The organism is Arthrobacter sp. StoSoilB20, assembly GCF_019977295.1.
Classification (GTDB): domain Bacteria; phylum Actinomycetota; class Actinomycetes; order Actinomycetales; family Micrococcaceae; genus Arthrobacter; species Arthrobacter nicotinovorans_A.
Genome location: NZ_AP024651.1, coordinates 2,282,592 through 2,306,850, shown reverse-complemented (window position 1 = coordinate 2,306,850; position 24,259 = coordinate 2,282,592). Strand labels below are relative to the sequence as shown.

Annotated in this window: 23 protein-coding genes; 8 read left to right on the top strand and 15 right to left on the bottom strand. The window is 61.0% G+C overall.

Annotation, left to right across the window (positions count from 1 at the left end; genetic code table 11):
- Positions 1–16 precede the first annotated feature (16 nt).
- Positions 17–847 (top strand): IclR family transcriptional regulator, encoded by an 831-nt coding sequence (locus LDN85_RS10400; protein WP_081733280.1) that lies wholly within the window; start codon positions 17–19, stop codon positions 845–847.
- Here the strand turns inward: LDN85_RS10400 and LDN85_RS10395 are convergent.
- A complete protein-coding gene (locus LDN85_RS10395; RefSeq protein ID WP_223945349.1) occupies positions 844–1,491 on the bottom strand; it encodes a TetR/AcrR family transcriptional regulator in 648 nt (215 codons plus the stop codon). The genes LDN85_RS10400 and LDN85_RS10395 overlap by 4 nt on opposite strands.
- A 109-nt stretch (positions 1,492–1,600) precedes the next feature.
- Between LDN85_RS10395 and LDN85_RS10390 the strand changes: the two genes are divergently transcribed.
- Positions 1,601–3,994: a family 78 glycoside hydrolase catalytic domain gene (locus tag LDN85_RS10390; RefSeq protein WP_223945348.1), complete on the top strand. Its 2,394-nt coding sequence runs from the start codon at positions 1,601–1,603 to the stop codon at positions 3,992–3,994.
- Positions 3,995–4,035: 41 nt separating this feature from the next.
- Here the strand turns inward: LDN85_RS10390 and LDN85_RS10385 are convergent, their stop codons facing one another.
- Positions 4,036–4,665, bottom strand: a complete 630-nt coding sequence (locus LDN85_RS10385; RefSeq protein ID WP_081733531.1) for a TetR/AcrR family transcriptional regulator — start codon at positions 4,663–4,665, stop codon at positions 4,036–4,038.
- A gap of 9 nt (positions 4,666–4,674) precedes the next feature.
- On the bottom strand, positions 4,675–5,094 hold the full coding sequence (locus tag LDN85_RS10380) for an FAD-dependent monooxygenase (RefSeq protein ID WP_223945455.1): 420 nt from the start codon (positions 5,092–5,094) through the stop codon (positions 4,675–4,677).
- 178 nt (positions 5,095–5,272) lie between these two features.
- On the opposite strand from LDN85_RS10380, the gene LDN85_RS10375 reads away from it, so the two are divergent.
- Positions 5,273–6,172 (top strand): ABC transporter ATP-binding protein, encoded by a 900-nt coding sequence (locus tag LDN85_RS10375; RefSeq protein WP_035760651.1) that lies wholly within the window; start codon positions 5,273–5,275, stop codon positions 6,170–6,172.
- Entirely contained in the window at positions 6,172–7,791 is a 1,620-nt protein-coding gene (locus LDN85_RS10370) for a polyketide antibiotic transporter (protein ID WP_223945347.1), read from the top strand. Before LDN85_RS10375 ends, LDN85_RS10370 begins: the two co-directional genes overlap by 1 nt.
- Positions 7,792–7,933: 142 nt before the next feature.
- Here LDN85_RS10370 and LDN85_RS10365 read toward each other — a convergent pair whose 3' ends face one another.
- Entirely contained in the window at positions 7,934–8,416 is a 483-nt protein-coding gene (locus LDN85_RS10365) for a pyridoxamine 5'-phosphate oxidase family protein (RefSeq protein WP_026546672.1), read from the bottom strand.
- Between the two features lie 262 nt (positions 8,417–8,678).
- On the opposite strand from LDN85_RS10365, the gene LDN85_RS10360 reads away from it, so the two are divergent.
- The gene (locus tag LDN85_RS10360; protein ID WP_026546671.1) at positions 8,679–9,101 is read left to right on the top strand and encodes a pyridoxamine 5'-phosphate oxidase family protein; all 423 of its coding nucleotides are present in this window, start codon (positions 8,679–8,681) and stop codon (positions 9,099–9,101) included.
- Here the strand turns inward: LDN85_RS10360 and LDN85_RS10355 are convergent.
- The 4 genes from LDN85_RS10355 to LDN85_RS10340 are packed head-to-tail and all read right to left on the bottom strand — an operon-like array spanning position 9,046 to position 13,031.
- Positions 9,046–10,974: a heavy metal translocating P-type ATPase gene (locus LDN85_RS10355; RefSeq protein ID WP_223945454.1), complete on the bottom strand. Its 1,929-nt coding sequence runs from the start codon at positions 10,972–10,974 to the stop codon at positions 9,046–9,048. The two genes, LDN85_RS10360 and LDN85_RS10355, sit on opposite strands and share 56 nt — an antisense overlap.
- A gap of 9 nt (positions 10,975–10,983) precedes the next feature.
- Positions 10,984–12,051: a zinc-dependent alcohol dehydrogenase family protein gene (locus LDN85_RS10350; protein WP_223945346.1), complete on the bottom strand. Its 1,068-nt coding sequence runs from the start codon at positions 12,049–12,051 to the stop codon at positions 10,984–10,986.
- A 48-nt stretch (positions 12,052–12,099) separates the two neighbouring features.
- Entirely contained in the window at positions 12,100–12,564 is a 465-nt protein-coding gene (locus tag LDN85_RS10345) for a pyridoxamine 5'-phosphate oxidase family protein (protein ID WP_026540485.1), read from the bottom strand.
- Positions 12,561–13,031 (bottom strand): pyridoxamine 5'-phosphate oxidase family protein, encoded by a 471-nt coding sequence (locus LDN85_RS10340; protein WP_223945345.1) that lies wholly within the window; start codon positions 13,029–13,031, stop codon positions 12,561–12,563. The genes LDN85_RS10345 and LDN85_RS10340 overlap by 4 nt, the downstream gene beginning before the upstream one ends.
- Before the next feature lie 153 nt (positions 13,032–13,184).
- Between LDN85_RS10340 and LDN85_RS10335 the strand changes: the two genes are divergently transcribed.
- On the top strand, positions 13,185–14,894 hold the full coding sequence (locus LDN85_RS10335; protein WP_223945344.1) for a GAF domain-containing sensor histidine kinase: 1,710 nt from the start codon (positions 13,185–13,187) through the stop codon (positions 14,892–14,894).
- On the opposite strand, the gene LDN85_RS10330 is transcribed toward LDN85_RS10335, so the two are convergent.
- Complete coding sequence (locus LDN85_RS10330; protein ID WP_223945343.1) at positions 14,887–15,594, bottom strand: response regulator transcription factor; 708 nt, start codon at positions 15,592–15,594, stop codon at positions 14,887–14,889. The two genes, LDN85_RS10335 and LDN85_RS10330, sit on opposite strands and share 8 nt — an antisense overlap.
- A 304-nt stretch (positions 15,595–15,898) precedes the next feature.
- Here LDN85_RS10330 and LDN85_RS10325 point away from each other — a divergent pair, with 304 nt between their 5' ends.
- Positions 15,899–16,762, top strand: coding sequence for a universal stress protein (locus LDN85_RS10325; RefSeq protein ID WP_223945342.1), 864 nt, complete (start codon positions 15,899–15,901; stop codon positions 16,760–16,762).
- Positions 16,763–16,977: 215 nt separating this feature from the next.
- The gene (gene mtr, locus LDN85_RS10320; RefSeq protein ID WP_223945341.1) at positions 16,978–18,387 is read left to right on the top strand and encodes a mycothione reductase; all 1,410 of its coding nucleotides are present in this window, start codon (positions 16,978–16,980) and stop codon (positions 18,385–18,387) included.
- A gap of 747 nt (positions 18,388–19,134) precedes the next feature.
- Here mtr and LDN85_RS10315 read toward each other — a convergent pair.
- The 6 genes from LDN85_RS10315 to LDN85_RS10290 all read right to left on the bottom strand — a co-directional run bounded on the left by LDN85_RS10315 (position 19,135) and on the right by LDN85_RS10290 (position 24,028).
- On the bottom strand, positions 19,135–20,109 hold the full coding sequence (locus tag LDN85_RS10315) for a cyclase family protein (RefSeq protein ID WP_223945340.1): 975 nt from the start codon (positions 20,107–20,109) through the stop codon (positions 19,135–19,137).
- Positions 20,110–20,334: 225 nt separating this feature from the next.
- Positions 20,335–20,598, bottom strand: a complete 264-nt coding sequence (locus LDN85_RS10310; RefSeq protein WP_223945339.1) for a hypothetical protein — start codon at positions 20,596–20,598, stop codon at positions 20,335–20,337.
- Positions 20,599–20,744: 146 nt separating this feature from the next.
- The gene (locus LDN85_RS10305; RefSeq protein WP_223945338.1) at positions 20,745–21,632 is read right to left on the bottom strand and encodes an alpha/beta hydrolase; all 888 of its coding nucleotides are present in this window, start codon (positions 21,630–21,632) and stop codon (positions 20,745–20,747) included.
- A 71-nt stretch (positions 21,633–21,703) separates the two neighbouring features.
- Positions 21,704–23,254: a sodium:solute symporter family protein gene (locus tag LDN85_RS10300; protein ID WP_223945337.1), complete on the bottom strand. Its 1,551-nt coding sequence runs from the start codon at positions 23,252–23,254 to the stop codon at positions 21,704–21,706.
- Positions 23,254–23,490, bottom strand: coding sequence for a hypothetical protein (locus LDN85_RS10295; protein ID WP_223945336.1), 237 nt, complete (start codon positions 23,488–23,490; stop codon positions 23,254–23,256). Before LDN85_RS10295 ends, LDN85_RS10300 begins: the two co-directional genes overlap by 1 nt.
- Before the next feature lie 130 nt (positions 23,491–23,620).
- Positions 23,621–24,028 (bottom strand): LuxR C-terminal-related transcriptional regulator, encoded by a 408-nt coding sequence (locus LDN85_RS10290; protein ID WP_223945453.1) that lies wholly within the window; start codon positions 24,026–24,028, stop codon positions 23,621–23,623.
- Between the last annotated feature and the right edge of the window lie 231 nt (positions 24,029–24,259).

The window sequence follows — 24,259 nt, the reverse complement described above, 5'->3', positions numbered from 1 at the left end:
GGCGTTGAAAGGATTCATGTTGACGCAGGCCAACGATGGGAACGGCATCGAAAAACCGCAGCGCGGCAAGCGGCCCAAGCAGGGCGAACCCGTGATCGACCGCGCCCTGAGCCTTCTCGCCGTCTTCAGCGACCGGCGTCGTGCGTTGACGTTGTCGGACATGGCGAGGTTGGCTGATATGCCGGCTCCCACTGCCCTGCGCTTGATCGGGCGCCTTGTTGCGTGGGGAGCCTTGGAGCGTTTGGAGGACGGGCGTTACGTTGTTGGCGTCAGGTTGTGGGAGGTAGCATCGCTGTCACCCCGCGGGCACGGCGTCCGGGAGATCGCACTGCCCTACCTTGAGGACCTCTTCGCAGTGACGCGCCATCATGTGCTGCTTGCCGTGCGGGACAAAAATGAGGCCGTGCTGATCGAGCGGTTGTCATCCAAGGAGGCCACGGAGGTCGCCTATCGCGTCGGCGGGCGGGCGCCGTTGAGGTCGACGGCGGTGGGCCTGGTCCTGCTGTCCGGTGCCGATGCAGACTTCCAGGAGTCAGTGATCACTCAGCCACCCGACGCCGAGGTGGGAGTGGATTCCATGCCGGAAGGTCAACTGAGGCGCACGCTCTCCGATGTCCGCAGGACGGGCCTGGCCATGATCCGGCGATCTGCACCCTCAAAAACCGTATCGGTGGCCTCACCCATATACGGCGCGGAAGGGTCCGTGGTGGCGGCGCTGTCCATTGTGGTTCCTGATGGCGCTACGCCTCCGAATGTCCTGGCGCCGGCTGTTCAGGCGACTGCCCGGGCGGTATCGCGAAACCTGGGCTTCAACCCGGGACCCAGCGAGAGTGTGCGGATGCGCTAGATCGCTTCAGCGGCGTCCAGATATTCGGGGGCAAGGAGCGACCTGGCCAGGCGCCGCGCGTAGTCCCGGACACCCTCCACCAGGTCCAGGGTTCCCCCGGACAGCACATATTGCAACTGAAGGCCGTCGCTGACGGCGATGATTTCCCGGGCGCATGCTGCCGGGTTGGTGTCCGACCGGAGATAGCCACGCTCAACGCCCTCGGCGAGCCGCCCGGCCGTCTCACGCACGGCCCGTTCGTACCATGAGGCATACAGCTGGTGCGCGGGCGTGGTGGTGTCCGCGGCCTCGGCGGAGATCAGCACGAAAAGCTCAATAAGGCCCGGCTCGCCCACCAGCTCACCCGTAGAGTCCACCATGTTGTGGAACAGCGCAACCGGCTCCTTGGCATTGCCTTCCTGGCGCGAACCCCACCACGTTGCCGTTCGTTCCAACCGCTGCTCCGCAACACCGAGCAGGAGGTGCTTCTTGGAACGGAAGTGATGCATGAGGCCGCTTTCACTGAGGCCGACGTCCGCTGCCACTTGGGACAGGGGAACCTTGTGATAGCCGGAGGCTGCGAAAAGCCTGGTTGCGGCATCCAGGATTTCGGCGCGCTTGGCACGCCCAACTTCATAGCTTCCTGTTTTCCGACGTGTTCGCACCTTCCCAGCGTAGACAAAGCTGTAGTGAATAAAAACAGTGCACACGTTGTTTTTATGTTCTACCATTGGCGAAAGCGGTGACGATGCCGGCTTTCCCAGAGGAGTTCCCTTGACTGACCACCGATCTTCCCTGTCGCCGCAGGCGGCACTTAACGCCGCCACGTGGATCTCTCCAGCAGAAGATCAACCGGCTGAACCCGGCAAGCGGCCTGCGTACTGGATGCGCAGCCACTTCACGTGGAGCCCGGACGACGGCGAGACAACAGCACATGCCACGGCCCACGGCATTTACGAGCTGTTCGTCAACGGTATTCGTGCAGGGGACGAGGAACTGACTCCAGGATTCACCTCCTACCGCAAGCGGCTGCAGGTCCAGTCCTGGGATATCACCCACCAACTGGTCAGTGGCGGGAACGTCATCACCGCATTACTCTCGGATGGCTGGTTCCGCGGCAGGCATGGATTTGAACGCCGGGCCGATGGCTTCGGCACGGCCACAGCCTTCCTCGCATCCGTAACATCTGCCCGGGGAACCCTTGCCGCAACAAGCGCTGACTGGGAATCGCGGGAAAGCCACATCACCCGCGCCGACCTCATGGACGGCCAGACCACCGACTTCCGACTCTTAGGCTCCGCGGAGGAAATTACGACGGCGGATGGCTGGGTTCCCGTGGTCCCCCGCCAGGGCGGGTTGTACGACAACCGGGAGCGGCTCATCCGGCCCATCGCCCCTCCTGTGCGGCGCATCGAGGAGCTGGCTCCCGTCACTGTGGCTGTTCCTGCGTCAGGGATCACCGTGGTTGACTTCGGCCAGAACATCAACGGCTGGGTTCGCCTGCGGGCGCTGGGGCCCTTCGGAACACACATCACGCTAAAGCACGGCGAAATACTGGACGACGCAGGCCTGGTATCGCTGGAAAACATCCGGGCCTTCGACTTCGCCAGCAAAACTCCCCTGCCCGCCGGCCAAATCGACGAAATCATCTCAGCCGGCCGCGCAGGTGACGTATTTGAACCGCGGCACACGACCCACGGCTTCCGTTACGTACAAGTTGAAGGCAACGCGGGCGCCATCGCGCACGAGGACCTCACCGCCGTCGTGGTCCATTCCGATCTCCAGCGCACCGGCACCTTCGAATGCAGCAACAACCGTCTCAATGCCCTGCACGACGCCATACTTTGGAGTTTCCGCGGCAACGCTTGCGACGTGCCCACTGACTGCCCGCAACGGGAACGGTCCGGCTTCACCGGTGACTGGCAGGTCTTTGTGGATACGGCCGCCCTCATGTTCGATGTCTCGGGATTCAGCGCAAAGTGGCTCCGGGATCTGTCAGCGGACCAGGGGCCTGACGGCCGTGTGCCCACTGTGGTTCCGAATCCGGCCGGCGACGGACCCTCCGGCAACTTCTTCGAAGATTCAGCCGCAGGCTCTGCCGGATGGGGTGACGCAGCCGTCTTCGTCCCATGGTCCTTGTGGCGTGCCTATGGAGACCGACAGGCGCTGCGGGAGGCCTTCGGCGCCATGCGCTCATGGGTTGACTACGCGTCCAGAGCCGCAGCCAGCGGACGCCACCCTGAGCGGGCAGCCCTACGGCCCGCTCCCCTGCCCCACGAGCAGTACCTGTGGGACACCGGCTTCCACTTTGGCGAATGGCTGGAACCGGACACTCCACCGAATCCGGACCCCGCGCGGGATCATGGCATCGTTGCTACGGCCTACCTCTACCGGTCTGCTGACCTGCTGGCGAAAGCGGCCGGCGTACTCGGTGATTTCCCGACCGCTGACCATTGCCGCGCGCTGGCCGCCGAAGTCCTCGCGGCCTGGCGCGAAGAGTACCTCGAGGACTCCGGCCTGTTGAGCGAAGAGTCCCAAGGACACTACGTCCGAGCCCTGGCCTTCGGTCTCGTACCGCCCCACCTTGCGCCCCTCGCTGCCGCCAGGCTCGTTGAACTCATCGGCCTCAACGGAAACCGGCTGGGCACCGGCTTCCTCGCCACAGGCCTCCTGCTGCCAACGCTCGCCGACCACGGTTATCCCGACGTTGCCTACGAGCTCCTGCTTTCCACCGGCTCACCCTCCTGGCTGGGGATGCTCGACGCCGGGGCCACCACCATGTGGGAATGGTGGGATGGAGTGACAACCAGTGGTGCCCGTGGGTCCCTCAACCACTACAGCAAAGGCGCAGTGGGATCGTTCCTCTACACCCATGTGGCTGGTATACGCCTTCCGGAGAATCCAGACGAGGCACACGCCGGTTACCGCACGGTAACCATAGCCCCGCAGCCAGGGGGCGACATCGCCTGGGCGAGGGCCGCCGTCGATACCGTCCACGGCCGGATCAGCAGCGCCTGGAGCATCGAGCATGGAAAGTTCACGCTCCACGTGGAAATCCCGATGTCCGTGAACGCGACGGTGAAGATGCCGGACGGCTCAACGCATACTGCAGGGGGTGGCTCGCATGAGTTCACCAGCGGACATCACGATCCCCTTCCTCGTTATTAACGACGTCGCGGACCCAGCTGTTGGACGCTGTGGTCGCCCCATCAGCCCCGGCCCGGGCCCGGGCCAGCGACGATGGTTCTCGCAAGTCCTGTGACGCGCTGGTGGAAAACTTCGATGCTCTCTTCTTCGACCATGAGGAACCGGGCTCCGTACATGAGCCGAAGCAGGCACTCGGCATACACCGCGCGAACAGCTGTGGCTCCTACCGTAAAGTCGGCCGGAATTACCTGGGCAAGGCGGCGTACGAATTCCTGGGAGGCCAAGGCACCTCTCTCGAGAAGCTCCTCGTCCCGCGCGCTGCGGTCGGTGAGGGCCCGCAGGGCGCCTGCGTGCCTTTCAAAGACTCCCATGACCACCTGCGCTGCGCCGCCGGCACCTTCAGAGGGCGACGCATCGACTCGTAGGAATTGGGTAATGAGCTCACCTTCGGTGCGGGCGATGCGCTCCAGCCAACGTTCGTGAACAGCGAGAAACAGCCCGGCTTTCCCATCGACGCGCGCGTAGAGCGAAGGGGCTGAGATCTTGGCCCGGCGGCAGACCTCGGTGATGGTCAACCCGTCCCAGCCATGTTCTTCAAAGAGTTCCATCCCTACGTGGAGCGCGCGCTCCCAGCTTTGCCTGCTTCGATCCTGTTGGGGTGCGCGCTCGGTGGGAGCATGTCCTTGCTTCATTGACTCAGGCTATCTGGCCGCACGGACCAGCCCTTCTCCCATTTCCTTCAGCTGTGCGACGATCTCACTGGGACTCTTCTCGCCGACCTGCCTTTGCAGGATCGAAGTGTGGTCGAGGACGAAATCCCGAAGAGGTCGCAGGAAGGCGGGCGCGTGATGGAACACCTTGCCCAAAATGTAGGCTTGCTGAACCTGGGAGTTCGTGTGTGCGATGCGGCGCGAGTCGTAACTCCGAAGCGCTGCGGTAACTGATTCCGTGTCTGCGAGATCGACGCCCGTCAGGCATTGGGCCAGTGTGTAGCCGTCGCCGATCGACATGCCGGCACCATAGGCCGCGTAAGGGGAGGTAGCGTGGGCCGCGTCGCCAGCGAGAGTAATACGCCCCTTCGACCAGGCCCAAAACGTGGCGGCTCCCGAAGAACGACCCATCATCGGTTGAAGAACCTCAAGTCAATGGCAGAGTTGCCACAGCCACTTCCCCCGCTGATTGGGCGGACGTAGGCTGTGATTCGGAGAGCCGGGAAGCCTGGTCGGCCCGCTGGGCATCGTGCCCGCGGAACGACTCCGGCAACCGCCTGGGTCGTTGGACCGAGGGACGGGATCCACCATGACATCAGCATCAGAACCAGTCATCGAGACCAAACAGCTTGTCAAAACCTTCGGCAGAACACGTGCCTTGGACGGGCTGGATCTGCAGGTCGGCCCCGGGGAAGTCCACGGCTTCCTGGGACCCAACGGGGCCGGGAAATCAACAACCCTCCGCCTCCTCTTAGGACTGATGCGCCCAACGGCAGGAACAGCCCGGGTTTTTGGACTTGATCCCTGGCGGGACCCTGTCCGGGCGCACCGGGACATAGCTTATGTCCCGGGGGATGTGAGCTTGTGGCCGAACCTTTCCGGTGGTGAGGTCATCGATTTGCTGACAGGCCTGCGCGGGGGCGTCAATGAACCGCTCCGCCGGGTCTTGATCGAAAACTTCGAATTGGATCCGCGCCGCAAGGCCAGGACGTATTCGAAAGGAAACCGCCAGAAGGTGGCCCTGATTGCGGCGTTCGCACGCCCTGCACGCCTGTATCTGCTCGATGAGCCGAGCGCTGGTTTGGATCCTGTCATGGAGTCGGTCTTTCGTCAGCAGGTTCAGCGCGTAACCGCGGACGGCGCCACAGTGCTGCTTTCGAGCCACATCCTCAGTGAGGTTGAACAGCTCTGTGAAAAGGTTACGATCATCCGTGCAGGGCGCACCGTGGAATCAGGGACTCTCGCAGGTTTGCGGCACTTCAAACTCACTCATTTCAGAGTGGAATGCCCCGACCCTGCAGTCTTTGAGTCCCTGCCCGGCGTTCGGGACCTTGTAGTCGACGGCGGTGTGGTTGAGTTCGACGTTGACCCGGCCGATCTCGCGCCGGTACTGCGGGCAGCGGCAGCAGCCCGACTCAGCGGGCTCACCGTGTCCCCACCGTCGTTGGAGTCCCTCTTCCTCAGCCACTACAGCAGCCAGGTGCGTTGATGTCCGGCATGTTTGCCCTGCTCGTGGTTCAGGCGCGCAGGGAACGGGTGCTGCTGCCCGTTTGGATTCTCGGAATCGCTTTTCTGAGTTACATCATCTCCAGTGCCGTTTCCACCGAATTCGGCGACGAAGCAGCCCGGCGGGCGATCATCACTGTTGCCGGTGCGAGCCCGGCGTTCCTGTTTGTGCGGGGACTTCCTGACGGGACCAGTGCCGGGGCAATGGTGTTTTTTCAGGGCTACGCCTTCACCGCTGTCCTTGCAGGTTTGATGAGCACGTTCTTGGTTATCCGGCACACCCGTACGGATGAAGAACTTGGGCGGGCGGAACTAGTCAGTTCCACTCCGGTAGGCCGGGCGGCACCTATTACGGCAACGCTTATCCTAGGAGGGGCAACGAACCTGGTTCTGGCAGTCTGTGTGGCGGCGGGGCTTGCCGCCACAGGTTTGCCCGGCATTGGTGCTCTCACCGCTGGAGCGGCCGTAGGTTCTGTTGGCTGGTTCTTCGTGGCCGTCGGTGGACTTGTAGCACAGATATTGCCCTCGGGGCGGTCGGCCAACGGCGCAGCAGCTGCTTTGGTGGGCGGAGCCTACTTCGTTCGGGGCATTGGTGACGCCTCAGGCATTCCGTCCGCTGATCTGACCCGAGTGACGAGTGGATGGTTTTCGTGGCTTTCCCCCATCGGCTGGGGGCAACGTTCCCGGCCTTTTACGGTGGCTGATCCCACACCTCTGCTGGCATTGACGACAGCGGGCCTTCTTCTGGCCTTGGCCGTGGCAGCGCTCAGGAGCAGAAGAGATTTGGGCGAAAGTCTGCTGGCCGAACGCACAGGGCGGGATCGGCTCGCGTCCGGGTCATCCTCGTTTCTTGGCTTGGCGTGGCACCAGCAGCGCTTAACCATCCTTGGATGGTGTGTCTTCGCGGCTCTGCTTGGCAGCATCGCCGGTGGGCTGGGACCTGTAGTCACCCATGTCATCGGCGGTAATGAGTCGCTTCGCGAGCTGATTCTCCGGCTCGTTCCCGGCGGCCGTGGAGAGCTCATTGACGTTTTCACCACCGCCTTGCTGGGCATCGCGGGCGTTCTTGCCGCTGCCGCAGGCGTCCAGGTGGTGCTGCGACTCCGGGCAGAGGAAGCGGAGGGACGCGCTGAACTGCTATTGGCGGCCCCGCGTTCGTCGGCGCGTTGGCTCGCCGCGAACCTGATAATCGCCGTGGCTTCTGCCGGCGTAGTTGCAGTAGTCGCGGGAACGGCAACGACGGCAGGACTTGCCCTGTCAGGGACGGCGAGTGGAGCGCCTGGATTGCTGATCGGCGCCGCCCTCGCTCACGTTCCGGCCGCCGTCGTTTTCATCGCTGCTGCGGCCGTGGCCTTCTCTGTCATCCCGCGGGCGAGCATCGCCGTGGGCTGGGGGTTCCTGGCTGTCGGGCTGGTCCTGGGCCAATTCGGCGAACTTATGCGCCTGCCAACCTGGCTCCAGGACCTTAGTCCTTTCCGCCACACGGCGGCGATGCCCGTCGAAGCATTCGATCCCATGGCTGCCCTCAGCATGACCGGCATTGCCCTGGCCGGGGCAGGAATCGCCGGTTATTTACTCAGGCACCGGGACCTCACAGCCTGAGAGGCTGCTGCAAGAGAGGCGCAATTGCAGGTCATGGGTACAAAGGGCGGGCTGGTCTGGGCGTGCTGCTGTGATCCGTTATCCAGCATGTGCTGCGCCGGACTTTACTGACGCGGCCCACGCCAAAGGTGCCGGGCGTTGCCTAGTGGGTGTCGCCGTCGTGATCGTCGGTGGCGGTCGGATCCAGCGGCGGCCACCACTTCGTCGGAGGTGCGATAACGAACCGGCGACCGGTGATCTCCGTGGGCGTCACCCTGACCAGGACATCCTTGGCGCCAGGCTGCCATGGAGAAAGACCGGCCTCCACTGCCTCCCGGATGTCTTCAGGATGGGTCACGAACTCCGGGCTTCCTTTGAGGACGACACTCCAGGCGACGGTTCCGTACCGGTTGAACCCATCGGCTTCCAGCGCAATCACCGCCCCTTCCCGCAGGGCATCATGCTTCGTCCCTGGTCCCGTTCTGAAGAGAACAGTTCCATAGTTCGGCACGTAGTTCACCGGAAAGATCTCCGGTACCTCGCCGTTGATAACGGCGATCCTGCCGATGGAAACCGATTGAAGGTACTTCCAGCAGTCGTGGACGCTGAGCTCTGTGGTGTCTGGATCCATCGATGTGTTCTCCATGGGGCGAGCCTAACCCGTGAACCGACACGCTGATAGGGCAAAAGGTCCCGCCCCAAGCCCGCGCTCTTCGGCTTTGCTGAGGCGCTCCTGGGCCTTCCACCCAGCGGGCCCCAAGACCAGAGGCAAAGGTCATGATGACAACGTTTCCCCCGGGACCTTGGACTCTGTTGGTGGTGGGGAGGCGGTCATAGGCTCGGGAGCATCGAAACCAACGGCAACGCGGCGATTCGCAAGCAGCCATCCCACCCAGGAGACACAGACCATGGAAACCGACGAACGCCCAGGAACCGTCCTATCCGAAGCCGACTCATGGAAGGTTCTGGAACGGAACCAACACGGTCGTTTGGCAGTCAGCGTCCTGGGCGAGCCTGACATCTACCCACTGAACTTCATCGCCCACAACCAGCGGCTGCTGCTGAGGACGAATCCGGGGACAAAGCTCGCTGAGCTGACCGTCAATGAAAAGGTTGCCTTCGAAGTGGAGGAGATCGTCGACGCCGAAGCCTGGAGTGTTGTCCTTAAGGGCACTGCCAGGGTGATTGAGTCACAGTCGGAGATCGACGAAGCGGACAAACTGCCCTTGAAGCCGTGGATTCCAACGCGCAAATACACCTACGTGGAGATCACCCCTACCCGGGTCCATGGCCGCCACTTTGAACTCGGTGATGAGCCGGAGCGGTATTGACCCCGCGGTTATCCGCCGCGCGCACTGGCACAACCATCCGTCCGGGACCCAAAGCCCTGAGGGCATTGAGAATAGTGGCAAGATCCACCAACTCCTGCAGCAGCGCCCCGGCGACAGCCGGAATCATGCCTAACGAAGCCATCACCATCAGGCCGAGGCTCAGCAGTATTCCAGTCCAAATGCTGGTCCGCGCGATGTGAAGGGTACGCTGCCCGATGCCAACGGCAACGGCGGCCTTGGATAGGTCGTCGACCATAATCACTACGTCCGCTGACTCGCTGGCCGCGGTGGCGCCTTTGGCACCCATGGCGATGCCGACGTCGGCCGCTGCCAGTACCGGGGCATCATTGACGCCGTCGCCTACCATCATTACAGGCCTGAGCGGAAGGGCTGCTACGGCAGTAACTTTGTCAGCAGGCAGGCATTCGGCAATGACGTTGCTGATGCCCGCCTCCGCAGCGATGTGTTCGGCTGTAGTTGCAGCGTCACCGGTCAGGAGCATCGTCTCCGCGACCCCGAGCCTCCGAAGTTCCGTCAGGGTATCCTTCGCATTTGGACGCAATGGATCGCTCATGATCAGGGTGCCTGCAAACCGGCCATCCACACCGATGTAGATCCCGAGTTGGCCTCCGGGCAGTGCCATCTTGTCGAAGCCGGACACGAGGGAACCGACATAGGCAGGTTTTCCGACGACTACGTGGTGGTCTCCGCAGTCGGCCGTGACACCGTTGGTTGCATGTTCGCTGGCGCTCGTTGCCGGTACAAGCGCCAGGCCGCGCGATCGGGCTGCTGCCATGACTGAAGCAGCCAGGACGTGGGTGGAATACTGCTCGGCGGAGGCGGCCAGCTGCAGCAGGGCGTCTTGGGACAGTTTTGAGGCCGGGGCCACCCGAATTTCGGCCAGGGAAGGATTTCCTTGCGTGAGGGTCCCGGTCTTGTCGAAGACGGCGGTTTTGACTCTGCTGAGTTGCTCAAGCGTCCCCGCGTTTTTGATGATGATGCCGGCATGGGCGGCCCTGCTGGTCCCGGCAAGGAACGCGACAGGTGCAGCTATCAGCAGTGGGCAGGGGGTGGCTACCACCAGAACCTCAGCGAACCGTCCCGGATCCTGGCTGAAGAACCACGCAGCGCCGGCCAGCACCAAGGCGACCAGAGTGAACGGCACCGCGTATCTGTCGGCGAGCCGTACTGTCGGCGCGCGGCTTGCCGCAGCTTCCTGAACCAAGGCAACTATTTGGCTGTACTGGGAATCCCCCGCGGTGGCCGTGGCCTTCATACGCACGGCATCGGCTCCGTTGATCGAGCCGCTGAGCAGAAGTTCGCCCGTGGTTCGCTCAGCAGGCAGGCTTTCACCCGTTAGCGCTGACTCGTCAAAGAGTCCGACGGCGGACAGCAAGCTGCCGTCCACCGGGACCAACTCTGACGGCCTGACCAGGAGCACGTCCCCCGGAACCACGGCATCGACCAAGATATCTTCCACCGGCAGGCCGGGCCGTTCCCGGTGAGCGTTCCGTGGGGACCGATCCAGGAGTGCTCGGAGCTCCCTTGTTGCGCGGCCTTGGGCAAATTGTTCCAGCGCTTCGCCGCCTGTCAGCATCAACACCACGATCATGGATGCCAGGTACTCCCCCACGGCAACAGTCGAACAAATGGCCATCACCGCCAGGAGATCTATCCCCCAGCGTCCATGCAGGAGCCCTCTGATCATGGTGCCGGCCCGATAGAGGGCAACACTAAGTGCAAAAATGCTCGCCACCCCTTGGGCCGCCGGCATGAGGCCGATAGCAGCCAGGACCGCGACGGCGGCCAGCACCACCAAGGTTGCTGTCACTAAAGGAAAACGCAAGGCCGGGTGCAGCAGCCGTTGTCTCATATCCACGGATCAGGCATGAGGATTTCGGCTCAGGACCACCTTCAGGGCCCCTGTTTCCGCTGCACGCGAGAACGTGTCATAGGCAGCCATGATCTGTTCCAGCCCGAAATGATGGGTAGCGAACTTGTCCGCCGGGAGCTTGTGTTGGGCCACCAGGCGAAGCAGCATTGGGGTGGTGTTGGTGTTGACCAGCCCCATGCTGATGTTGATGTTCTGGATCCACAGGTCCTGGAGCGGAAGTTGGACGGGTTTTCCGTGCACACCGATGTTGGCTACATGCCCGCCGGGGCGAACCAGTCGCAGGGCCATGTCAAAAGTCTCCGGTACTCCGACAGCTTCCATGGCCACGTCCACCCCGGCGCCATCAGTGAGGGCCAGAACTTCCGCCATCCAGTCGGTGTTGCTGGGATTGACCGTGTGGGTGGCTCCGAAGCCGCCGGATTTGGCAAGCCGGCCCTCGTCCGGATCAATGGCCACCACGGTAGCTGCGCCGTGGAGTCCCGCTGTTGCCATGGCCGCCAGGCCAATGGGTCCTGCCCCCACGATGGCCACCACGTCACCCGGGGCCACGTGTCCGGCCTGGACTCCGATTTCGAACGCCGTGGGCAATATGTCGGAGAGCATGACGGCTTCCTCGTCGTTCACTCCGTGGGGCAGTTTGTGCAGGGAGTTTTCCGCATAGGGAACCCGGACGAATTCGGCTTGTGTCCCGTCAATGAGGTGGCCGAAGATCCAGCCGGTTCCAGCCTGTCCTTCATCACCAAGACAGTGGGAAAACAGTCCCTTCCTGCAATTGCCGCAGTGTCCACACGACTTGATGCAGGAGATGATGACCCGGTCCCCCGGGCTGAGTGAACTGACCGAACTTCCAACCTCGGTGACGGTCCCAACCCCCTCGTGCCCGAGGATGCGACCCGGCTGGACAGCTGGAACGTCCCCTTTGAGGATGTGCAGATCCGTGCCGCAAATGGTGGTGGTGTCGATGCGCACGATTGCGTCGGTGGGATGCAGGATGACGGGGTCCGGAACCTCTGTCCAGGACTTTTCGCCGGGGCCACCGTAGACGAGTGCCTTCATTGTGTTAGTCCGTCCTTGTCTTTGCCTGGTTCAAACACCGGGCGGGTGCTAGTGGAATTCGTCCAGGCGGGCGTCGTTCAAGGGGGTCCCCCAGAGATCCGGTCGTTTAGTCTCGAACCGCCGCCCAGTGACTGTCTCCGGCGTCAACCTCAAGTAGCAGTCCTTGCTGCCTGGTTGCCAGGGATCCAAACCCAGGGCATCGACGTCGGCTCTTTCCTGCCGGTCCAGTACCAGGTGCGTCTGCCCTCGGACAACGACGCTCCACGCCTTTCCGCTCAGGGGCCAGTAGCCGTCGCTTTCCAGAGCGCAAGGCGTGGTCAATGTGCTCCAAAACTTTGTACCTGCCCCGGTTCGGAACACAATGCTGTCACCGTCCAGCACATAGTTCACCGGAAAGATGTCAGGATGGCCGTCCACCAGGACGGCCAGGCGGCCAACGTTGGTCTGTGCCAGCAGGTCCCAGCATTCATCCGGAGCGAGGCGTTCGACGGCGGCACCCGGCTTGGTTGTCATTCCACACCCGCCCGGGTGGCGTCGTCGAGCGGACTCCACCACGTCAGCGGTGGCGTCACCTTGAAGCGGCGGCCGGACAAGGAAGTAGGAACAACACGGACGAAGTGATCCTTCCGCCCGGCCTGCCAAGGGAATAGCAGCAGGCCAACGGTGTCCATTACATCCTCTGTCAGCTTGATGCTCTCTGCTGATCCCTTGACCACCACGCTCCACGCGACGCCCGAATTTTGGTCTACGCCATCCGCTTCCAACGCTACCGGTGTATCGCTGAGGGCAGCGTGGAGCTTGCTCCCCTCGCCCGTGCGGAAGACCAGCGTCCCGTGATCTGCTTTGTAATTGATGGGAAAAATGTCCGGATGGTCCTGCGCCCAGACTGCGAGGCGGCCCACGGAGACACTGCGCAGCAGTTCCCAACACTGCTTGTTGTCCAGGACCTCAGCTTCCGGAACTGTGAGTTTGTTCGTCATGGTTAGACCGTAGGTCCGGTGGCGCCGGGGCAACAGGGCACAAAGGCCTACACATCCCGTGCGCCGTAGCCCGTTCAGAATCGCCGGAGTAGTCTGGCAGCAAGGAGCCCTTGGGACCCTCACAGGATTTCCAGCATTCTTCGAAAGGAACTTGTGAACGACTCAGAAACACCTGAGCCGCAGCCCAACGTTGTACCGCGGATCCGGATTGAAGACCTCCTGAAGGACTTTGTTGGCCGCGCCGGGGAACTTTTGCAGGCACAGGAAAGAACCCGGGGTCTACTCGAAGCAGTTGTCGCCGTAGCCGAGGACCTGAGTCTTGAAGCGGTGCTCAACCGCGTAGTGAGTTCCGCGTGCCAACTGCTTCAGGCCCGCTATGGCGCCCTGGGGGTCCTGGGCGAAGACAACGCCCTCAGCCATTTCATCACTGTGGGCATAGACGAAAACCTCGCCCAACGCATCGGCCCGCTTCCTACTGGACACGGCGTCCTCGGCCTGCTCATCACCGAGCCGGCACCCCTGCGGCTCCACGACCTCGGCCACCATCCGCGAGCCTATGGATTCCCTCCGCACCACCCGCCCATGAAGTCGTTCCTCGGAGTTCCCGTGCGGGTAAGGGACGTGGTGTTCGGCAACCTCTACCTGACCGAAAAGGAAGGCGGCGGGGACTTCACTCCGGAAGACGAGGACTTGGCTGTAGCGCTGGCTGCCGCGGCCGGGGTGGCAATCGAGAACGCCCGGCTGTATGAAGACGCCAGGCGTCGGGCGTCCTGGCTTGAGGCCTGCATGGACGTTACAGGGAGGATGCTGGGTGGCGACCAAACGGGGCAGGCTGAGAACTCTGCTCTGGACCTGATCGCGGCGAGGGCCCTCCGGGAGTCAGGTAGCCATCTGGCCCTGATCCTTGTCCCCTCGCCAAATGCGCCCTACGTAGTCGCTGGCACGGCCGGAGCCCACAGCCTTGATTTCGCTGGCGTGTCCCTGGATATGGACCACCCTGTAGTCCAGGCAGTCGCAAGCACCGGAAAGCCAGTATGCCTTGATGACTCCCGGGATCTCCTCGGCATAGCGCGCGAAGGAGCCGCAGCCAAGCTTTTGATCATCGACCTCAGTGCCCAAGGAGCCCACCACGGTCTCTTGGTGCTTGCCCGCGATCCCGGTATTGGAAATTTTTCAAAGACCGATGTTGAGATGGGGGCCGTCTTCGGTTCGCACGTTGCGCTCGCGCTGGCCCTGGAGCGGATTCACCGGCTACGGGAGCAAGTCGTGGTGTTCTCCGACAGGGACAGGATCGCACGGGATCTCCACGACCTGGTCATACAACGTCTGTTCGCAGCTGGACTGAGCCTCCAAAGCCTACGGCGTTTCACCACCGGCGAGTCTGCCTTGAGCAGGATTGACTCTGTGACCCAAGAGCTGGACACAAGCATCCGCGACCTCCGCAACACCATCTATTCACTGCAGGACAGTAGCCGTGAGCGGGAGCCGTTGAGCGGCCGTATCCTCCAGTCCATCCAGACTGCTGGCCAATCCCTGTCCTACGCGCCGAGTCTGACGCTGGCTGGCCCCGTTGACTCGGTAGAGGACGATGCCATCATCAAACACCTGCTGGCTGTCCTGTCTGAAAGCCTCAGTAATTCGGTTCGCCACTCAGGAGCGCATTCCATCAACGTTTTCGTATCCGTGGCCGAGGGACGGCTGAGCTTGGAAGTCGTGGATGACGGATGCGGGTTTGTGGAGCCAGCCGCGGGAAACGGCCTGGCCAACATAGCCCGGCGTGCGAGGGAGATGAACGGCACCAGTACCATCACCAGCACGCCTTTCAACGGTACAACCATGAGATGGAGTGTCCCGCTCAACTGATCGTTCGACGGTGGGAACCTGCGTCCCGGTCAGGTGCTTGTGCCATGAACACCGCCGCCTGGGTTCGCCGCTCAAATCCGAGTTTTGCCAGCAGGGATGAGACGTAGTTCTTGACCGTTTTTTCTGCCAGAAGCATTTCCTCACCGATTTGTCGGTTGGTCATACCTTGGCCAACGTATTCAAGGACCCGGCGCTCTTGGTGCGTGAGGGATGCCGTCCTGGGATCCTCCCTCTTCGCCGTGAGGCCCTGAATAATTCCCATCCTGACGGCTTCGTCGAACAACGACTCCCCGCCGGCGGCTTTTCTTAGGGCTCCCAGGAGGTCAGTGCCCCCGATTTCCTTCAGGATGTAGCCTGCGGCTCCGGCGAGAACAGCAGCGCGGAGAGCCTGTTCGTCGTCGTAACTTGTCAATATCAGGCAGTTCACGTCAGGGTCGACGGCGCGAACGTCCCGGCAGACCTCGATTCCAGTGCCATCGGGCAACCGTGCGTCCAGAACAGCGACATCGGGCCGCAGTGCGGGAATCCGGCGAGTTGCTTCTTCCGCGGAACCGGACATGCCCACAACCACGAAACCTTCGCCTTCCAAAAGTTCCTGCAGGCCTCGGCGAACCAACTCGTGGTCGTCGAGGATGAAAACCCGGATTGGCTCTCGGGGGGAAATGCCGATGGCTGGACCAGCTGTTTCTGGGCGATCCATGATTCTCCTGTCCGGCGGCTGAGAGCCGCGATGTCGAGAGCTCACACTGGGGCCCTGCCAAATTCTTGCTGACTGCCGGCCCTGCCCACAAGGGCCCAAGGACCCTGCCGCTGACGGGACTTCAGGCCGGCCGGGAACGTTCTTTCGTGACGGTCCATGGGCAGGACACCAAGATCAGGGACAAGGTGGGCCATAACCGAAATAAGGACTTTCGACCCTAACCCTCCCCGATGCAACCGGTACAAACTGGCAACAAGGCCCGGCCGGCGTCCGGGGAACCCATGAACGAAGAACGGGCCCAGCCATGAATGAAGCAATTGTCGTCGGCGTCAACGATTCCCCCAGCAGCGAGGCTGCCATGGGGTGGGCCATGCATCGAGCAGCCACCTTGAAAGTTCCGGTCCTGCTTGTCCATGCAGTGGACGATCGGTGGGTGTACGACGCCGTAGGGTACAACGAGTGGATCCGGGAATCCGGCGTCAACTTTCTTGCTGCGGCAAAGGACCGGGCCGCCAAGATGGAACCCACCGTCAAAATCACCACTGACCTCGTCTCAGGCGGAGCCGGCTACGCTTTGCGCAAGAGGTCCAAGAAGGCCGCAATGGTGGTCATAGGTTCCGGCCATGGTTGGGCCGGCGGTTCCCTGACCGATCGCGCATTACAGGTTGCTGCCATTGCACGTTGCCCCGTAGCTGTTATCGGTGAGCACGACATGACAAACCGCAAAGGGATTGTGGTGGGCGTGGATGGTTCTGAGGAGTCCACCCAAGCTGTCGCATTTGCCGCGGAAGAGGCCGACCGCCAAGGCCAGGAGCTGACTGTTCTCCATGCTTTCCTCACGCCCGAACCATGGGTTACCCGCGGTGTTCCCCGCACCAACTACTTCGAGGTCATCACAGAAGAAGAGCGCGTAGTCTTGGCCGAGACCGTCGCCGGCTTGACAGGCAAGTATCCGGATTTGGTGGTGCACCAGGTCCTCGACACCCACACACGGGCCGCCGAAGCATTGCTCGCGGCCGGAGCCACTGCACAATTGCTGGTGGTCGGCAGCCGTGGACGGGGAAGTTTTAAGCGACTCTTGCTGGGCTCGACAGCGCACGCGGTTCTCACCAAATTGCCGTGTCCCACGATTGTGGCGCGAATCAGCCCGGTCAAGCACTCCCACTGAGGTCTTCGCTGACGTGGCTGGCACCACTGATGCGGACAGGGCTCGGCCTATTCATTTCATGCTTCCGTTTCGGGGGTACGCACTACAAGCACCGGGCAATGCGCGTGGGCGATGCAAGCGACGAACGGCCCTCCTGCGCCGCCGGCAGGTCCCGTGCTGAGCCAAGCTGCCCACGTTCAGTAGGGTTAGGGTGACCCCGGAATGAGGACAGCCCCGTGAACAGCCCTGCCAGCAAGACTGCCGTGGACCGGCACTACGACTTGATCATCATCGGCACAGGATCCGGGAACTCCATTCCCGGGCCTGGGTTCGAGGACCAATCGATCGCGATCATCGAGAAAGCCTCGTTCGGAGGGACCTGCCTGAACGCAGGCTGCATCCCGACCAAAATGTACGTACACACCGCCGACGTCGCGCTGCAGACCGCCGAGGCTGGAAGACTGGGCCTGGACGCCGAAGTCAACTCCGTCGACTGGCCGGGCATGGTGTCCCGCATCTTTGAGAACCGCGTCGACCCCATCGCAACTGCCGGTGAAGAATATCGGCGCGGACCAAACACCCCGAACATTGACGTCTACGATCAACACGCCGTTTTTGTCGGAGAACGCACCTTGCGCACCGGGCAAGGTGCCCACCAGAGAACCATCTCCGGTGACCAGATCGTCGTCGCCGCCGGCTCCCGGCCCTTCATCCCGGAGGCCATCGCCGCCTCCGGCGTGAGGTACCACACCAACGAGGACATCATGCGGATGCCGCGGCTGCCCAAATCCCTGGTGATCATCGGCGGCGGTTACATCGCCATGGAGTTCGCCCATGTCTTCGATGCCCTCGGAACGGACGTTACGATCATCGCCCGCTCGACGCTCCTTGGGAACCTCGACGAAGACCTCCATGATCGCTTTAACGCCCTGGCTGCCGAACGCTTCGACATCCGGTTCGGCCGGACCACTATCGGTGCCGATCAAACGGATGAGGGCATCAGCGTCAGGCTCGACGACGGCTCCACCGCCACCGGGGAGGTACTGCTGGTTGCCGCCGGGCGCATCCCCAACGGAGACCTGTTGGACCTGCCCTCCGGCGGGATCGAAACGATCGGTGCCGGTCGGGTCCGGGTCGATGACTATGGCCGCTCAACCTCCGCTGTAGGTGTTTGGGCCCTTGGCGATGTTTCCTCGCCCTACATGCTCAAACACGTCGCCAACGCCGAGATGCGGGCCGTCCGGCACAACCTGTTGAACCCGGAAAAGCTGCAGAAGATGCCGCACGACCATGTCCCAGCCGCCGTGTTCACCCACCCGCAGATTGCCACCGTGGGGATGACCGAGGCCCAAGCCCGCAAAGAAGGCCACAACGTCGCTGTCAAAATCCAGGACTACGGGGACGTCGCCTTCGGCTGGGCCATGGAAGACACCACCGGCATCTGCAAACTCATCGCAGATCAGGACACCGGCAAACTCCTCGGGGCCCACTACATGGGCCCGCAAGCATCAACCCTGATCCAGCAAATGATCACCGTCCTGGCGTTCGACCTCGACGTGCGACAGTTCGCTGCAAATCAATACTGGATTCACCCTGGACTTCCCGAAGTCACCGAAAACGCGTTGCTTGGACTCACGTTCAACTGACCGGATACGGCCTAGTGAGCGCTGGTTACCGAAACCCTTATCCACCAGATCTTCCGAGGGGTCGCTCCGGTGATGAAGGGCTCGAGGTTTACTTTGCGGTCCTGGGATCAGTTTTTGTGGTCTTGGGGTGATTTCGCAGGACCTGGCCACCCGCAATGTCCAACCCTCAAAGCAACCCCTTGAGGAGGGGTTGCCCGGCCCGAGGTGGGACTCGAACGTGATTCCAAGGGTTGGAATCACTGTGGTGCGGCGGAAACATGCGGAATCTGGGGCAGTCCGTTGGCTGTACGGGCCGGTTCGGGTTGGAAAGTGTGGACAGTGTCCACACTTCCTTTTGCCTCGATCGAACAGCGAAAAACGAGGACTTGACGCGTCCCTGCGTTTTCCTAGCCTGCGCTAGGAAAACGACGCTGCCGCCTCTGCAGACTAATGGCTGGATGGCACCTCTGTGTCCTTGTGAAACCCCCGGCCAAGATGGGGCCACAACCTCCAAGGCACGACTTCCCAGCGGCCGGTCGAACAGCCCAAATACGACCACCCTCCGCCCACCAGAACGACGAATATCCAACACAATGGTTGCACCTCCTTCATCACTTACATGGCGGAGACGACACCGGGCATCATGACAAGATCTCCCGGCAGGCTCGACGACAGAACGTCCATTATCGGCGCTAGTGGATTACGCAGACTCAGTCTCTGGCTCTGCGTCGGGCCCATTCGAGCGCGGCCACAACGCTGGTAGACGGGCTACTTAATAACGACTGGGTTGACCGGCGCGCCCGAGCCGCCAACAATCTTCATAGGAGCGGCAGTGTAGAGGAAAGTCCATTGCCCGTCAGAGAAGCAGTCGTCGGCAAGTTTATCCAAGGCGATGATTTCCGTAAATGCGATGCCCAGGTTACGCATGAGCGCGTTGTGCAGTGGAAGGTCAACTCCGCTGACCGGGTCGCGGGTGACCTCGTTGCCGATGGTATCAGTCACTAGGTTGGGTATTTCCATATCTCGGAACCACTCCACTAGCTGCGGGGAGTAGGTCAGGCCAGGTTCTAGGAAGTCGCGGTAGAACTCCGTTTCCTCCGTTTTGTAATAGGAGCCGACCCAGCCTGTGCGAATAAGTAGTATGTCGCGCTTATGGATGGTGACACCCTGTGCTGACGCAGCAGCCACCAGGTCCTCATGGGAGAAAGTTTCGCCTCTTTCCAAGGCCGCTTTGCCCCGAAAGCGCGCCATGTCGATGAGGATGCCCCTTCCCACGATTCCGCGGTCTGCTATAGGGAAGATGCTGGCCTTCTTCAGGCTCCCGATGGTTGTCTCTGCGGCATACCCATTGTAAATTTTTTCGCCGTACCACATATGCCCCAACGCGTCGTACTGACTGGTTCCTTGAAGATACATGGTGATCACATCATCGGCGTATTCAAGATCGCCATTGAAGCTAGGGCCTGTCCCACAGAGAAAATTTCCCCGGTCCATGACGTTAGTCCTCACTGCGGTCTTTCGGCCGGGCCAGATCGGATCGCCTTCTGGATTGCCAATTGGAATGGCCAGAGTAAAACTCTTCCCGGTACGGATTTCCGCCGCACCGCGCTGAGCTTCTTCGACTGTAAGGTAATTCAAGGAGCCGACTTCATCCTCCGGTCCCCACTTCCCCCAATTCTTAGGCGAATCAAGTAGAAGTTCCTGCAATGTGGGCGTGCCCAGGGTTTCCTCGGTCTCAGTCATCGCTAGCTCCTTCGGTTTTCTCGGGACTGCAGCACCAATTGCTGAAGAGATTCTTGTGATCGGCGTCACTTCGGTCGATCGCTCTGGCCTCAGTGGCGGGGGTGCCGGTGGCGCAGACTAGGGCGGAATGATGACCAGCTCTCGCGGCTTGGCATCCCTGCTGGCTACAGTGCCATATTCCTAGGTAGTCCAGGCACTAGGCAGCCCAAGCACGGAGGCGCCGGTTTACCGGGGCGATTCAGTCAACTTGAAAATCGATGAGCTGTCGCCATCAAAGGTCATCTTGCGGCCGTACCCGTCGATCCATAACCAGAAATAGGAGGCATCATCACCTATATCGTCGACGGTGGCGTTTTGGAGCGGAAACCCAGGGACTTGGACGAGCACCCTGTCCCCCTCGTTGAGATGCACCCAATCGTCATAGCCCAATTTGCAAACGTGGTAGTCCCCCGTTGAGTGCACATCCGGGATTTTAATGTTGGTTTCCATGAACTTCGATCCGATTTCCGTGGCGGCCGCTGGCTCCTCCGACTGCCAATTCGTACTGCACAGTCAGGATTGAAGCTGCCTAACGGCCATCCCTTTGAGCAAATTACATCAGTGGGCAGGCGCCATGGCCTGGCCCACTGATGTGTTTAGGACCAGCTTTTGATGAACTCAAGAACTGCCGAGTCAACCTCTGCGGGCTTTGAAGCACTCAGGAAGTGATGGCCGCCTTCGATGACCTCCAGACGGACCTCCGTCGCACCAGTGAACATGAGTATTTCTTTTTCTGCGTTGGCCACGGAATAGACCTTGTCCTCTGAGCCGTGCAGCCACAGCACAGGTGAGGTAATGTCGTGCAGTCGTCCATGAAGCCCGTCGCGGTCCCTGAGGTTAATGGTGCTGAGCAACAGCCGTCGGCGACCGCCGTCTCCGGAGTAGTTGGTGCGGTAGGTAGCTAGCCAGAATTCGCGTTCGTCAGGTGAGAGTCCGCCCAGAGCCGCGTCAAAGGTGTCGTCGACAAACTGCTCCGGTACCACCCATTCGTCCGATACCGGATCTGCGAAGGCTTCAATGAAAGGCGTACAGAATTCTAGGGCATCCCAACATCCGAGCTGCCGGCTCTGGAGGGTCTCCGAATCCATGGACGAACCAAGCGGAATGATTCCCCGGACTACTTCCGGCGCCAACAACGCCATGCGCGCCGCTATCCACCCTCCCTGTGAGGTCCCCAGTACAAAGGCCTGGTCGATACCCAAAGCGGCAAGGACCTGCAGGTTGGCGACGGCGCTGTCCCAGTACGTGAAGTGCTGGTAGGCCGCTCTTGTACGGCCGTGACCGTACGGTTCAAGTGCAAGAAGGTTTACGGCCGATGTCAGGGCGGTGTTGGCGAACTGGGGCCTATAGAGTTCTGCCGATGTGGTGTAGGAATTGATCAGCACCAATGTGGGGAGATCCGGGTTGTATTGACCGCTCAGCGTGTATCCAACCACTGATCCGCCAAGGTGCGGGATGCTTACGGTCTGTTCGATCTTGCTCATGTGCGTATTACTTTCTTTCCTATTGTCAGACCCGTTGGCCAGAGGCAGTTCCTCGAGCCTTACACGGGAGGTCATGCTGGTTCTTGACTGGGTACTGGTTTCGCATCCTTTAACACAGAAGCGTGCTCCAGCACTTCTGCACGGGCTCGGGCGGCACGAAAGAGACCGTCTACTCTCGCCAGCTCTGCGTCGCTGCTTCTACGGATGAAACTGACCAAGACGTAGACAATTAGATTGACGATCAACCCGACCAAGCCGGCTCCAAACCCGCCGAGCCATGGAACTGCGCCTCCCGTGTCCATGTACGGAATGGTCAGCACCAGGGCTATCACTGTGCCGATAAGAAGCCCAGCAATTGCTCCATCCTTGTTACCTCGGCGCCAGATCAGTCCACCGAAGATCGGTACAGCCAGCTGGATGATCGCCTGGTAGGCAAGCTGGGCCACTCCGGCCAGGTTTGACCACCCGTAAATTTGATTTGCGATGACTGCTGCAATGATGGCTGCGCCAGCCATGGATCCTTTGGCCAGATAGAGTTCCTGCTTATCGCTCAGAGGCCGAATCACGCCGACTATGTCGTTGGCGACCTGCGTTCCAAGAGATTGTGTGACTCCGTCAACAAATCCCATGCTGGCCGCAAAAACGATGAGCAGGGCAAAGGCAAGGAGCCAGGTTCCGCCCGCGTCTTGCGTGAGGGCGAAGAATGCCGACAACGGATCCGTCGACGCAAGAGACATGGGCGCGGCGCAAAGCGCAACAGCCATAAGCAACACAAAGAAAACAAACCCGATGACCATGGCTTGGAGGGAGCCCTTCTTGACTTCCCGAACACTGCCGGCTGTATAGATCCGGGTGAAAATCATGGGCCAGCACAAGCTGCCGATGATCCCGGAAGCAACAATTCCGAAATAGAACCATTCGCCGCTTTCTGAACCGTAACCCGGAAGGCTTAGCTGTGCGGTGGTGAGCTGTTCAAGATTCGAGAAGCCGCCGAAGTAGAAGATCAGCAGGCCCAAGCACAGAACGGCAGAACCGATGTATGCCACGATCCCCTGAACCATATCGGTGACGATCAGTCCACGCATGCCCATTTGCACAGTCCAGAACTGGCGAATCACGAGCACTGCGATACCGATCAGAATCGAGACTTCGAAGGAGAGGTTTCCCAGTGAAGCCCATTGGATGACCGCACCCATGGCAATGAGTCCGAGGATGAGCCAGGGAAGTAGCGCGACAACGCTGATAGCGCTGCTAAGCAGTTTCAGGCCAGGGCTGTTATAGCGCAGCGACAGCAGGTCTGACTGGGTGCGCAGGTCGAACTGTTTGCCCCATTTCCACACTGGTCGAGCTATGAAGTACATGGCGAGAACGCCCAAGGTGGAGTAGACGAGGAAATAGAGTCCAATGACACCACTGATGACGGCAAAGCCGAAGACCGCCGTGAACGTGGAGCCGGGCCACCACGAATTCGTGTAAGCCATTGACACGAACCAGCTGGAGAACGATCTTTCGCCCACCGCGTAGCTGCTGAAGCTTGAGACGCTGCGGCCATGTTTGGTCCTATGGAGCACGAGGACGATAAGCATAAAGAACGCGGCGAGGACGCCGAAAGTGATAAGCATCAGTCCAACTCCCCCCGTCGTCCCTCAACGCGCCAGAGGCCGTAAGCCACCAAGATGGGTGCGGCTGAAACCAAGAGGAGATACCAGATGGAGCCGGGGACACCGGCAACCAGTGCGTGCTCTTCAGAAAGTGCAATGTACAGCGGTGGTGCCAAGGCCAGCACGAAAATCAGGGTGAACAGCGTGCCGAAAAGAAAATTAGTAAGGGACCGCCGATGAATCTCTGCGCGTTCCATGATGCCTCACTTAGGACTATGTTTTGGGGGGTGTCATCGTTGACAAATCCCAGCCTAAGGAAGCTTGATCCTAAGTGATATCGGTCACCTGACGTATCTTCTCCTCGTGAGGAGGAGTCACCGTCCTTGGCTAAGCTCTCTGAGACGGGACGGGCAAACGCCTGGGGGCTTCTTGAATGAGTCGCAGTCCCTCGCGGCTAACAAGAGCGGCCGCTTCAGCACGGGATGAAACCCGAAGCTTTGCAAGGATGTGTTCGACGTGAGTTGAGACCGTTCGCCGACTAACTACCAGGTGATCGGCTATCTCAGGGTTGCTGATGCCATCAGCAAGAAGTGTGACGATCTGAAGCTCTCTGGGAGTTAGCCCATAGGGCGGTAACACTTCTCGTTCCGCCACAAGGGCGGCGTTCTGTATACATCGTGTGATGCTGATTCTGTGGTAACTCCCCTGATCTCCAATCCAGATGTAGCTGTTGTCTCCGCGGGGGGCGAGCGGCAGAAGTAGTGGCCACAAGGGTCCGTCCGATCGCAGGGTCATGCCTACTTCACGGCCAGCAATGGCTTGGTCAAAACCTGCAGCCATCACCGCTACGTTTGCGTCGCCATGCAATTCTTCGGCCAAGACCCGGTGCGGTTGCGATGGGTCACAGGCGGAGGCAAGCACCGGAAGGAACTGTTCGACGATTCTCTTGGTTTCTTCCGTAGCAGACCGCGCCGTCCCCCAGTTCATATGGATGGCTCCCACGTGGTGCCCTCCGGGCAACCAAAG

Coding starts and splice junctions, on each gene's coding strand:
- LDN85_RS10365 (WP_026546672.1), bottom strand. CDS start 8,416: ATGGAGAACACATCGATGGATCCAGACACCACAGAGCTCAGCGTCCAC.
- LDN85_RS10385 (WP_081733531.1), bottom strand. CDS start 4,665: ATGAAGCAAGGACATGCTCCCACCGAGCGCGCACCCCAACAGGATCGA.
- LDN85_RS10300 (WP_223945337.1), bottom strand. CDS start 23,254: ATGCTTATCACTTTCGGCGTCCTCGCCGCGTTCTTTATGCTTATCGTC.
- LDN85_RS10290 (WP_223945453.1), bottom strand. CDS start 24,028: ATGACCCTGCGATCGGACGGACCCTTGTGGCCACTACTTCTGCCGCTC.
- LDN85_RS10310 (WP_223945339.1), bottom strand. CDS start 20,598: ATGGAAACCAACATTAAAATCCCGGATGTGCACTCAACGGGGGACTAC.
- LDN85_RS10360 (WP_026546671.1), top strand. CDS start 8,679: ATGGAAACCGACGAACGCCCAGGAACCGTCCTATCCGAAGCCGACTCA.
- LDN85_RS10375 (WP_035760651.1), top strand. CDS start 5,273: ATGACATCAGCATCAGAACCAGTCATCGAGACCAAACAGCTTGTCAAA.
- LDN85_RS10370 (WP_223945347.1), top strand. CDS start 6,172: ATGTCCGGCATGTTTGCCCTGCTCGTGGTTCAGGCGCGCAGGGAACGG.
- LDN85_RS10315 (WP_223945340.1), bottom strand. CDS start 20,109: ATGACTGAGACCGAGGAAACCCTGGGCACGCCCACATTGCAGGAACTT.
- LDN85_RS10355 (WP_223945454.1), bottom strand. CDS start 10,974: ATGAGACAACGGCTGCTGCACCCGGCCTTGCGTTTTCCTTTAGTGACA.
- LDN85_RS10380 (WP_223945455.1), bottom strand. CDS start 5,094: ATGGGTCGTTCTTCGGGAGCCGCCACGTTTTGGGCCTGGTCGAAGGGG.
- LDN85_RS10330 (WP_223945343.1), bottom strand. CDS start 15,594: ATGGATCGCCCAGAAACAGCTGGTCCAGCCATCGGCATTTCCCCCCGA.
- LDN85_RS10295 (WP_223945336.1), bottom strand. CDS start 23,490: ATGGAACGCGCAGAGATTCATCGGCGGTCCCTTACTAATTTTCTTTTC.
- LDN85_RS10350 (WP_223945346.1), bottom strand. CDS start 12,051: ATGAAGGCACTCGTCTACGGTGGCCCCGGCGAAAAGTCCTGGACAGAG.
- LDN85_RS10325 (WP_223945342.1), top strand. CDS start 15,899: ATGAATGAAGCAATTGTCGTCGGCGTCAACGATTCCCCCAGCAGCGAG.
- LDN85_RS10345 (WP_026540485.1), bottom strand. CDS start 12,564: ATGACAACCAAGCCGGGTGCCGCCGTCGAACGCCTCGCTCCGGATGAA.
- LDN85_RS10305 (WP_223945338.1), bottom strand. CDS start 21,632: ATGAGCAAGATCGAACAGACCGTAAGCATCCCGCACCTTGGCGGATCA.
- LDN85_RS10400 (WP_081733280.1), top strand. CDS start 17: ATGTTGACGCAGGCCAACGATGGGAACGGCATCGAAAAACCGCAGCGC.
- LDN85_RS10340 (WP_223945345.1), bottom strand. CDS start 13,031: ATGACGAACAAACTCACAGTTCCGGAAGCTGAGGTCCTGGACAACAAG.